Source organism: Pedobacter sp., from assembly GCF_035317785.1.
In the GTDB taxonomy this organism is placed as follows: domain Bacteria; phylum Bacteroidota; class Bacteroidia; order Sphingobacteriales; family Sphingobacteriaceae; genus Pedobacter.
This window is the reverse complement of record NZ_DATHGC010000210.1, coordinates 1-11,716: the sequence shown is the minus strand read 5'-3', so window position 1 is coordinate 11,716 and position 11,716 is coordinate 1. Positions and strand designations below refer to the sequence as shown.

At 46.6% G+C, this 11,716-nt stretch carries 9 protein-coding genes; 1 reads left to right on the top strand and 8 read right to left on the bottom strand.

Annotation, left to right across the window (positions count from 1 at the left end; all coding sequences use genetic code 11):
- From VK541_RS12570 to VK541_RS12535, 8 genes are all read right to left on the bottom strand, one after another.
- Positions 1 to 240 (bottom strand): hypothetical protein (locus VK541_RS12570; RefSeq protein ID WP_324370575.1); only part of this gene is annotated, 240 nt, incomplete at its 3' end.
- A gap of 41 nt (positions 241 to 281) precedes the next feature.
- A complete protein-coding gene (locus VK541_RS12565) occupies positions 282 to 1,589 on the bottom strand; it encodes a GH36-type glycosyl hydrolase domain-containing protein (protein WP_324370573.1) in 1,308 nt (435 codons plus the stop codon).
- A 63-nt stretch (positions 1,590 to 1,652) separates the two neighbouring features.
- The gene (locus tag VK541_RS12560) at positions 1,653 to 2,852 is read right to left on the bottom strand and encodes a DUF4998 domain-containing protein (protein ID WP_324370571.1); all 1,200 of its coding nucleotides are present in this window, start codon (positions 2,850 to 2,852) and stop codon (positions 1,653 to 1,655) included.
- A gap of 33 nt (positions 2,853 to 2,885) precedes the next feature.
- Positions 2,886 to 4,058, bottom strand: a complete 1,173-nt coding sequence (locus tag VK541_RS12555; protein ID WP_324370569.1) for a DUF5000 domain-containing lipoprotein — start codon at positions 4,056 to 4,058, stop codon at positions 2,886 to 2,888.
- Positions 4,059 to 4,097: 39 nt separating this feature from the next.
- Positions 4,098 to 6,002: a RagB/SusD family nutrient uptake outer membrane protein gene (locus VK541_RS12550; RefSeq protein ID WP_324370567.1), complete on the bottom strand. Its 1,905-nt coding sequence runs from the start codon at positions 6,000 to 6,002 to the stop codon at positions 4,098 to 4,100.
- 11 nt (positions 6,003 to 6,013) lie between these two features.
- Entirely contained in the window at positions 6,014 to 9,148 is a 3,135-nt protein-coding gene (locus VK541_RS12545; protein ID WP_324370565.1) for a TonB-dependent receptor, read from the bottom strand.
- A 382-nt stretch (positions 9,149 to 9,530) separates the two neighbouring features.
- Complete coding sequence (gene fbp / locus VK541_RS12540) at positions 9,531 to 10,562, bottom strand: class 1 fructose-bisphosphatase (protein WP_324370563.1); 1,032 nt, start codon at positions 10,560 to 10,562, stop codon at positions 9,531 to 9,533.
- Between the two features lie 21 nt (positions 10,563 to 10,583).
- A complete protein-coding gene (locus tag VK541_RS12535) occupies positions 10,584 to 11,075 on the bottom strand; it encodes a metallophosphoesterase family protein (protein WP_324370561.1) in 492 nt (163 codons plus the stop codon).
- A 317-nt stretch (positions 11,076 to 11,392) separates the two neighbouring features.
- Here VK541_RS12535 and VK541_RS12530 point away from each other — a divergent pair, with 317 nt between their 5' ends.
- Positions 11,393 to 11,596, top strand: a complete 204-nt coding sequence (locus tag VK541_RS12530) for a hypothetical protein (RefSeq protein ID WP_324370559.1) — start codon at positions 11,393 to 11,395, stop codon at positions 11,594 to 11,596.
- Positions 11,597 to 11,716 lie beyond the last annotated feature (120 nt).

The following is an 11,716-nucleotide window of genomic DNA, read 5'->3' as shown; positions in this document are numbered from 1 at the left end:
CAATATATACGACCAGTTCCGGTCCGGTTTGGAAACGCCGATCAGGTAAAATTTATCTTCCCAGCCAAAATCCTGTTCCAGAAAATGCTGATATCCCGAAGGAGCCAATGCCATACCATCAGCCTTGTTATCGGCATTCCCGATCTGCCAAATGGTCTTTTGCGCATTTACCACTCCTCCGGTAAAGCACAGCAGGCACAGCGTCAATATCTTTGTCAACCTCAATTTTTTGTCATTCATGTATGTGTATTTTTATTAACAATCGGGAAAGATCTCTTAAATTATTTTTTTGTTTTAGCCTCCAGTGCAGTTATAGCCGTCCAAAGCACCCCCGCCTCTCCCCTAAAACTGGAAGAACCCTGCGGCCGGTTGTCCGGCGTATACCATTCATAGAAACCTTTGTTTTTGATCACCCGTAAAAGCATGGGCTCCAGGGCCTCGCATGCTTCCGGGATCAGGTCATAGCGGATCAGTTCAGAGACAGTCCTCCCTCCAAACCAGGTCCAGTCGCCTCCGTTCTGATAGGAATAGGGTCCCATTCCTCCATTTTTGAAGGTTCCCGCCGGATAAACCGGGTAAATGGTCAGACCAATTGTGGCGGCTTTTGCCTCCCGAACATTGTCCTGCATTTTCAGATAAGCAGCCTTCACTTCAGCTTTACTGAGCAAACCTGCTTCAATTGCTATGGTGGTCCCGCCGTGGTAATAGATCTCAGACTCATTCAGCGATGCAGGAAACGGCGACCCGTTTAAATAAATATGGGGGATAAACTTCTGCCTTGACTTGTCCCAAAGATGTTTCCGGATATTTGTTTTGAGTTTGTCCCTTACGGCCAGCCAATATTTGCGTTCTTTGCCGGAAACTGAAGCAAAGCCCAGGTAGTCATTGATCGCGATCACAAACATGGCATTATCGTAAATATCAATTGCTTTATGCGTATCCGCATTGATCTCCACGCCCCAGCTGTGCTCCGGCTGTACATCGCCCCAGTCAGACGTAGTAGCGCCCCATATCAGTCCGTATTTCTCATCAAAGCGATGCTTCAGCAGGAACTGCATGGCTTCTTCCAAGTGCTTTTGTACCGTACCCGATGCCACAGTATCCTGCAGGATCGACTTGTCGCCAGTACTGCTGATGTATTTGGCTATGGCCTGAATCAAAGAGCTCTCCTGATCTGTCTCCACCGTATTTTTGTGACCCGCATATTCAGGCGCCAGTTTTGAGTGGTAATAATTGTAGGGTACCCCGGAACCCTTCGGATTTGGCACATAACCATCCAGAATGCTGCCGTCCGGCTGCTGGAAGTGAAAAAAGGTGAGCAGGTGTTTCTTGATCACCCTCTTGTCATTCACCTTGCAGGCTACATTCATAAAAGTATTCAGGTCCCTGATCCACACCTCGCCGTATCCATCTCCAGCAGTAAAACCACTTTTTATCAAACGTTCTGCCATGTGTTTCACCGAATCGGCTAACGGCACTATGGCTTCAACTTTCTTTGCTGCATCTGCAGACAAAGAAAGCTGGCCATAAGCAATTTCAAAAGAAAATAAAGACACAAAACACAATACCAAAGCTCTTCTTATATTCATCCTTCTTTTAAAATCTATTATTTGTGTGTAAATATTCAAAACAACTCCAATTTAATTAGAAAATTACCGGTCCTTGCTATAAAATGTCAGTTCACCAATTGCCTGAAACGGACCGTTGCCCCAGTTTGCCAGCACTTTTATCCTGATGTACCTGGTTTTTGGAATGCCGTCCGGCATGATAAACTCTTGCCCGGCCGCAGCGGCAGCCACATCTGCCGCAGAATTAGTTGGCACAGGCTGGCCAGACGGCTTGATACTTACGCAGGTCCTCAGGTAGGTCCAGCTGTCCCAGCTTCCGTCAGGATTCGGATCGTTACTTCCCCAGATCTCAAATGATTTCACTGATTCTTTAGCGAATATCCGGTCACTTGGCATCCAGAACATAAACCGGTTGATCCGGTAGGACACACCCATATCGAAAGTAAACCAGACTGGAAGCGGTTTGTTGGGCTGGGTTGCAAATCCGTTTCCGGTATACACGCCATTCCACAAGAAAGGCATCAGCCAGCCAAACCCGCCTTCGCGCACATCTGTCGGCAAAATCAGCTCGTTAAATCCGGATTTTAAGAACTCCCTTTCAAATACAGGCAATTTTTTCTCCACATAAGGCATAATATAAGTATCATACGCATTGCTGTCCGGTGCAAAAATGGTGCGGTAAGACAGTGTGGTTTCGTCCTGATAATCAGAAATTTCAGTGACCAGCTGTCCTCCAGGCACATTTACGGTCTTATCAAGACCATTCAGATCTTTATATTTCATTTCTATAAGCTTTTCTCCGGGAAGGGGGGCCATCCAGGTGATCACCACATTGCCTGTTGGTGCTTTCACAAGTGACTTAACGACCCGGTTCGTTAAAGTACTCGCGTAATCATCGCCATACACTGCACCGGTCGCATTCCGGACCACCGAAATGTTGCCCTTAGTATCATACGTGTACACTTCAAAATTATAAACTCCCTCGGTAAGGTTGCTGATCAGTACATTGAGCGTATCATTTGCCGTAGTCCGTACAATGTCCAAAACCAGGGAATCCTGACGGTTGCCCCAATATACTTTGGCCTTATTGACCGAAGGATCACTGCCCAGTACCAACCTGAGCTGCAAGCGTTTATTTCCCGGTTGCACGATGATGGAATCTACCCTGGCCGGATAGACCACCTCCCCACCCTCAGTGAATTTTTTATAATCATCTTGCTTGGTACAGGCCAGCATAAACAGCCCGGCGACCAGCAGACCAATAAAATATTTTATCATTTTCATAATCTTCTTTTTAAAGTTATTACCTGTTTCCTGTTACAACGGGGCTCCCCACATGCGGATCTCGTTAAAGTTCACATAGGTACCATCAGACCAGTTCCTTAGCGTTTTGAAGCGGATGTACCTCACCGGCATCACATCGAGCGGAAAAGTAATGGTCTCACCGAGGGCAGCTGCATCATTGTCTGCATTTGACAACTGTCCCGCAGGCAATCCCGAAGGTTTGATCTGCTCATGAGTGGTCAGCAAGGTCCAGTTGGTAAAACTTCCATCCGGTGCCGGATCGTTGCTGCCCCAGATCTCTACCTTACGCGGGTTATGCAGGGTGTAGTAGAATGTCTGGCGCATAAACCAGGTCAGGCGACTCAGTTTCGCAGTTGCCCCCATATCATAAGTGAACCATTGCGGCATTTTAGCGGCATCGCCAGTGTGGTAATAACCATTGTTGCCCAGGTTCCCGTCAAACAGGAAGCTGATGGCTCCGCTGTAGCCCAGCGGCGCATCTGTAGGCAGGTTCACTCCCTTCATCTTAGTCCTGTCCAGTTGTGCTTCAAACAAAGGTTTCAAGGTAGTGATGAGCGTATCAGAAAGGTTGCCCCACCTGTCGCGGACATAGAGCCCAAATTTAGTATCCACTGGCGGCAGGCCCCTGGTACTGAAGCTGCTCCGCTTGAGATTGGTGTAATTGGTATTGATGGGCACAAAATTGCCGAGCGAATCGTTCGCCAATACAACAATCGCAATATTGTCTTCATTTAAATTGCTGAATTTTACATTAACTCCTCCGAAATCCGGCACGATGCTCAAGCTGTCCCGTACGATCATAAAAGGAGCCCTTGTCGGATTCACAGTAACAGCGACGGGTTCGGAGATATTCTCTCCCCGGTCTACTGCATACAGCTTTACTTCATATGGATCGGTGTCGCCAAAGCCCTGCACGACAAGACTGTTATTGTAATAACTTACTTTGGTCTCGCGTTCAATCCCTTGTCTGGATATATAAACGGCCTTTATATACAAAAGGTCCTCATCTGCCGGAACACGGTAAGTGATCTTTGCCGCACCACTCAGGTTTTGCACAGTAGCATTGCTTACCGGCCCGGGAGCTTTGCCATCGTCAACGAAGGTGGTCAGCTCACTTTGCTTACATGATAGCACCAATGCTGTAAACAGCACTGCCAAACTCATGATATAGGTTATTTTTTTCATTGCGTTATCAAATTAATATCATCATTCATACTGCTGTCACTACCAGCCTACATTTTGGACCAGCTTAGGATTTGTCAGGAAGTTGCTCTCCCTGATCGGCCAGAAGTAATCCCTCGGACTTACAAATGACTGGTTGAAAAGCAATATTCTCCTGTTATAGTCTTCGTAGCTCGGCCTGATGATGTCCCAGCCATAAATTGGCTGGTTCAGGATCTGCCCTGCAGTTTTCCACCTTTTCAAATCCCAGAAACGGCTTCCTTCAAATGCCATCTCGATCAGGCGCTCCTGACGGACGATATCCCGGAGACCTGTTTTCGAAGTATATTTTGTAGGGTTAGTAGAATAGGTCGTCCATGAATCTTCGACCGATGCCAGGCCCGCCCTGGTCCTGATCTTGTTCAGATAGGGCAAAGCCGTTGCCTGATCGCCCATCTCATAGGCCGCTTCCGCATAAAGCAGGTAAAGCTCGCCCAGCCTCATCATTGGCCATGGATAAGACTCTATGGTGAGTGAAGTCTGTGTTTCTACAAGGTTCCAGTTGACAAGCTTCTTGGCGTAATAACCCGTAACCGAATACAAGCGGCTTTGTTTTTTTCCCGCAGGCTGCTCCGACTTACTCTGTATATCATGGTTTCCGTCAGCCATAAACCATTTTGAACCATCAAATGCGATGTCTGCGTAAAAGCGCTGCTCACGGTCAAAGTGAAGGCCAACAGTCTGGTAATTGGCCTGCAAACCTTTATCAGCAGCCGTTGTTGACCTCAGGTTGAACCTGCCCGCATAATCCCAGGTCTTGTCTTCGTTGATCGGCACTCCGTTTTTTGTATAGAAGAGTTCAGCCATCTTCATGGTAGGAGCCAGCTGGCCCTTCAGGCCCAGGTTGACAAAGGCGGTCTGCAGTTGCGGGCAAGCATATTGCTGCAAGGCGCTGGTAGGTCCACCATATGAGGTCAGGCCCCAGATCAGCTCCGTGTTCCATTTTTCGCAGACCGCATTGCGGATGTCCATTTCTTTTTTGGTATAGTCGTCAACCGCTGTTGCCGATGTAAAAGTGTACAGCTTGGTACCCGCAGCCTCTGCCACCTCGATCGCTGCTTTACCTGCCGCAGCGGCCCGCTCCCATTTCTTGTCATCATATGCTGCCGGAAACAAGGCTACACCATCTTTATCTTTAAAATTATTATAATCTGTATTGCCGTTGAACAGCGGACTGGCAGCCGTGACCAATACCCGTGCCTTAATGGCCAGGGCGGCAGGCCTGGTCAGCCTTCCGAGTTCGGTAGCTAAACTGGAGATCTTGTCAGGCAGGCCGGTATTGCCGTCTCCCGCAGCCTCATCCAGCAAATTGGTAATGTAATTCACCACCGAATCTACCGGCTGTCTTTTTATTTTTACACTCTCAATATCTGTAGTGATCGGCAGGTTTTTGTCCGCGATGGGAATAGGGCCATACATCCTGAACAACTGCCAGTGAAAATAGGCTTTCAGAAACTTGGCTTCTGCAATCCACCTGGTTTTCACATAAGGCTCCAGATCCGCCGGGCGGTCTATATTTTCCAGGAAAATATTGCAGTTGCGGATGCCCTGCCACATGGTCTTGCCGTCAAAGCCATCCCAATAGTTCATTTTTGGTTCCACTTTGTTTTGCAGGCCGCGGGCTATACTGTACGGGTCCAGCGACCAGAAATCTTCACCGCTGATCGGCCAGTAGATCCAGAACTCATCACCGGCATTCATACCCGGATTTACTTCGGGGTGCCCATCCTGGGGCAGACTATTGTATAACGTAAAGAGAAATTTCTCCGCTTCATTGCGGTTGGAAAAGGAATTGTCGATGGTAGCCACGTTATCGGGAACTACATCGAGATAGCTTTTCTTACAGGCACTGCAGCAAACAATAACAAGCAGTGCGGTAAGTAAATGATATTTATGGAATAGTTTCATGTCTCTTTTTATTAGAATTGAACGTTAAGACCAAAATTGAATACCTTTTGGACAGGATAGCCCAATCCGTTGCTTCCTTGTTCAGGATCCCACAGTTTAAAACTGCTTTTCACAAACAGGTTGGTGCCATTGGCATAAACCCGCACCGAAGTCAATCCGTATTTTTTCAAAAATTTGTCAGTGATATTATAGCCGACCTCTACAGATTTTAATCTCAGGAAGGCACCGTTTCGCATCCACCAGTTGGAGGTCTGTGTATTGTTGCTGCTCACATTCTGATCCAGTCGCGGCCAGAATGCACGTACATTACGGTTGTCCTCAGACCAGTGGTCATTGGCAATGATCTCCAGCAGGCCATTCTGTGCACCGCCATTGAATGCAAAAGGTGTGATCTTGCCCGGATCAATCCAGAAAGAAGAACGCGCTGAACCCTGGAAGAAACCGCTGACATCAAAATTGTGATACCCGGCAGAAAGACCGAAACCATAAATGATCTCAGGAGTAGTCGGCAATCCAAGGGGAACCACATCCAGTGAAGTGATCTGTCCATCGCCGTTCACATCGCGGTATTTAATGTCTCCGCCCTTTACCTCTCCAAAATTCTGAAAAGGAGAGTTTTTTACCTCAGCGTCATCCACAAAAAGACGCTCAGCAATTAGCCCGTAGACCTGGTTCAGGGGATTTCCTACTTTAGACAGGTAGGAAAGATTTTGATCATACACTGGTTCCTCGTTTACCAGCACTTTAGTTGTGGCATAAGTAAAGGTTCCCCTGCCCTGCAGCCACAGCTTACCAAAGTTCTTATTGTAATCAAATGAAAGGTCAACCCCTTTACCCTCGGCCTCACCTACGTTTGCCTGGATGGCCGCAGCAAGCCCCATAGTGGTCGGGATGGTAGATCTTTCCAGCAACATATTGCTCCTGTTGGAGTGGTACACATCCACAATCAGGTTGGCGGCATTGTTGAAGAGTCCAAGATCCATACCGATATTGGTGGTCTTGACCTTTTCCCAGGTGATGTCTTCGTTGCTGTACCTGCGGATCGACACCCCGGGCTTGATATAACTATAATTGGTTCCAAACCATGCCGATTTATTGCCATCATTCAACAGCACATCAGAGAGGTAAAAAAAGCGGTCCTGATCTCTTCCGATCTGGTCGTTACCCACCAGTCCGTAAGTTGCCCTGAACTTCAGTTTGGAAACCACATTCTTAACCGGCTCCATGAATTTCTCATTGGAAACATTCCAGGCTACTCCAACAGAAGGGAAGAATCCAAAGCGGTGGTTTTCCGCAAAACGCTCTGAACCATTGTAACCAAAATTGGCCTCCATAATATAACGGTTGTCATACCCATAAGTAAACCTTCCTGACAGGCCCTGGTTCCTGAAGGGAAGTGAAGCCTGAAGGTTACCCGCATTGGCGGTCAGGTAGTTTCTCATGATCGTTACCAAAAGAGCAGTAATGGCATGTTTTTCCTTAAAGGTCTTGCTGTAATTTACAGCCGCCTCCATATAAGTGGTGGTATTCTGAATTTTATTGAACCTCTGGGGATCATAGTTCAGGTATTCCGTAGCATTCGCTTCGTTCAGCAAACTCAGGTTATATTCTTTACCATCTGCACTGGTCGGACTCGCAGAATAATAAAAAGGAGAATAAGACCTTGCCAGGTCAAAATAAGAATAGCGCTGGGTATAGGCCATGAGTCTCGCGGTGAGACCTGGTGTCACAAATTTAAAATCCTGTTTCAGCTCGAGCTGAACGTTGAGCGTAGAGGTATTGTACTGCTGAAAACCCGATACCATTTGCGCATAAGGATTGATATATCCGGGCAGTTCATTTGATAAGGTGGCATTCCCGAACAACGGATGGTTCACCGTTGACAGTGCCGAAGCAGGATAAGTTGCCGGAAATAATACCGGATTGGACGACAGTGCGCTTGCAAATACGCGCGCACCACCATTTATTCTGTTGCCATTGGCGTCGTATCCGCCCACAGGGCCATTGTAATCGTCAAAAGCACCGGAAGTTCTGACGATACCTTCTGTAGTAGGCGTCAGTCTCACGTTCACATTTGAACGCACTTCATAGCTTTTCAGGTTCACATTGTTGTCAAAATCGTTACCTGCTTCCGATTTTAATACCCCGTTGTCCTGGTTGAAAGTAGCGGCAAGATAGTATTGTGCCGCTTTACCACCACCCGTCAGGTTCATGTTAAACCGCTGGTTCATTGTATGATCTTTGATCAGCATGTCTATCCAGTTGTTGCTGGGATAGAGGTATGGGTTCACACCCGCAGCCGTACGATCTATTTTAGTCTGCGAATAAGGCAGCGTGCCAATTGGATTCCGTGTCAGCACAGCCTCATTGGCCAGGTTCATATAGGTAATGTTATCGGCCAGCTTAAAGTTTCGCGTATTGGTGGACAATGAATTTTCAAAGCGCACACCAAACTTTGTGGAGCCGTCCACCCCGGATTTGGTAGTAACCAGGATCACGCCATTTGCACCCCTTGCGCCGTACAGCGCTGCAGCTGCAGCGTCCTTCAGCACGGAAAACCCGGCAATATCATCAGGCTGGATTCTGGCAAGGGCATTAGAAGTGGATTCCATGCCGTCAATAAGGATCAGCGGGTCAATCTTTCCTGAACCAAAACTGGTGATTCCCCTGATGAAAAACTGTGCATTATCCGCACCGGGCTCGCCGCTTCTCTGATAAGCGACCACACCAGACAAGCGGCCGGCCAGCATAGTAGTCAGGTTACTGGTCGGCCCCTTCAGTTCCTTGGGATTAATGGTCGTGATCGAGCTCACCATGCTTTCCTTTTTTTGCTGCCCATAGGCCACAACCACAACTTCATTTAGCGCACTGTTGTCCTCCGACATCGAAGTATTCACGCTTTTCCGTCCGGCAATTTCAATTTCAATCCGTTTGTAACCGACAAAAGAGAATACAAGGACTCCTTTACCATCGGGAACAGAAATGGAATAATTCCCGTTCGTAGCTGTGGTGACGCCGTTCTTTGTACCCTTCAGCAATACACTCACACCAGGAAGCCCGATCCCGGCTGTGTCTGTTACTTTTCCCGTAACGACCGGATTGGTCTGGGCAAATGACCCGGCCGCCGATACAGCAAACAGAGTCATGAATAAGAGGCATTTAATCCTCAGATAAGTAAAAATTTTTCGATACATCATAGTTTTTTAGTGAATGGTTGGAATACTGGTTAAATATTTGGCTATTATATTTGTACATACATAGTTACATATTAAGATTGTAATAAAAAACACCTTTCATTAAATTTTAGTAAAAAAAAGTTAACACCCTTATCAAAAAGCCTATTAAAAGGCCTTTTGAATAAAAATAATGGTACAATTATCGAGAGACAATGTTAATACATTATCAACGTATCATCATCAATCCAGTAAATAGAGTTTAAATAGTGGCAGAATCACTAAAGAATGTAGTGATATATGGAGGAAAGCGGGAGTGCTTCACTTGCAGCTTTTTTGCGTAAGAAAAAACGGATTAAACTACAGCTCCGGCGTACTGTTCAGAAGAGTATTCTTTCATTAATCCTTCAGCCGTCTTCACCATCTCTAAAGAACCAATAAAAACCGCGGTACGCTGGTGAAGTTCAGTTGGCTCAATATCCAGAATCCTGTTAAAGCCATTTGAAGCCACCCCGCCAGCCTGCTCCACAATAAAAGCCATTGGGTTACATTCATACAATAACCTCAGCTTCCCGCCGGGCGAGCTGGCGGTGGTCGGATAGATGTAAATACCGCCTTTGATCAGGTTCCTGTGGATATCAGCAACCATTGAACCTATATACCTGGAAGTATAAGGCCTGTTTGTAGCAAGGTCTTCTGTCTGGGCATATTTCAGGTACTTCTTTACCCCTTCCGGGAAATGCACATAATTTCCCTCATTCAGAGAATAAATACTGCCGGTTGCCGGGATTTTCATATTTGGATGCGAAAGACAAAACTCGCCTATTGAAGGATCTAAAGTAAAGCCATTGACGCCCTTTCCGGTAGTGTAGACCAGCATGGTGGAGGAGCCATAGATCACGTAACCCGCCGCCACCTGCTGCGTACCTTTCTGCAAAACGTCCTCAAGCGTGGCCACTCCCCCAACAGATTTTCTCCGGTATATGGAAAAGATAGTGCCAACGGCAACATTCACATCTATATTTGAGGACCCGTCAAGCGGGTCAATACAAACAATATATTTGGCATTTTTTGATACCGGAGAATCGATCGGCACAAACTCTTCTTCTTCTTCTGTAGCCACAATGCAGCATTCACCGCCACTGGTGAGGGCGCTGATAAACTGAGTATTGGCAAATACATCCAGTTTCTGCTGCCCCTCCCCCTGGATATTGATGGTTCCGGCCGCACCCAAAATGTCTGCCAGCCCTGCTTTGTTCACCTCCCGGTTTACGATCTTAGCCGCGATCCCAATGTCTCTCAGCAACCTGGAGAGCTCGCCTTTGGCGTATGGAAAATCTGCCTGTTTCTCAATGATGAACTGACCCAGCGTTTTGATGCCTGACATATACTTAGTGTATTTAATACGTTATCTGTTGCCTATTTCTATGGCCGCTAAGTTATGTATTTTTCCATCTGTAACACTAAATTTAATTAAAGTTTTTACCCGGTGCCAGCCCGAATTTCCCGCAGCACCCGGATTTATATGCAGGCAATCGATTTTTTTATCGTACACCACTTTCAAAATATGTGAATGTCCGCAGATAAATAATTTTGGAGGCTTAGTGTATATTTCACCCTTTACCTGCAGCGAATATTTACCGGGATAACCGCCGATATGGGTGATCCAAACGTCCAAACCTTCGATGCTAAATCGTATATGCTCCGGAAATTCAGCACGGATCTCTTTTCCGTCTATGTTTCCGTAGACACCCCTCAAAGGTTTAAAGGCAGCGAGCTGATCTGCTACGTCCGGACCAAAATCCCCGGCATGCCAGATTTCATCACAGTCTGCGAAATGCTTAAAAACCGCATCATCCAAAAAACCATGTGTATCGGAAAGAAGGCCTATTGTTACCATAATGCAAACCTAATCATTATTCAGTTTGATGCCTAACTGATCAGCCTGGTATCTGGCTGGCTTCCGCCGGGTACCTGCGGCTATTTCCTCTCCGGATTCTTTCAGCTATCTTAGCACCCTATCTAAGGCCTTTTAAGGGCCGGGGGCCTAGCAACCCCCTAGCAACCCCCTAGAAGGGCCCTTGAAAGGGTTGTGAGGACATAGCCGGAAAAACCCTGCATCAGGGCAGCAGAACTAATCGAATGCAATATGGTTACCTTTTAGGAATTAGGGTATTAATCTGTAAAATCACCGTTTACCTAAAACAAAAATAACCTATGAAAAATGCATTCAAATTTGGCTTCCTGGCACTCGCAGTTTCTTTATCAGTTACTGCCTGCGGCGGATCATCTGAGCAAACAGATACAAATACTTTAGACTCTACCGTAGTGGATTCAACCACTGTTCCTGTGGATTCCACTGCAGCTGACCATACCGCTGTTGACTCAACAGACACTACGGTAACCGACACCACGAAATAAGACCTGTTTTAATAAGTTAACTAATGGAGAGTCTGTTCTTAAATGTGAACAGGCTCTTTTTTTGGAGTAATTTATTGCTTGTTGCCTGGTCATTTTATAATTTTACATGAACTCCGGAGC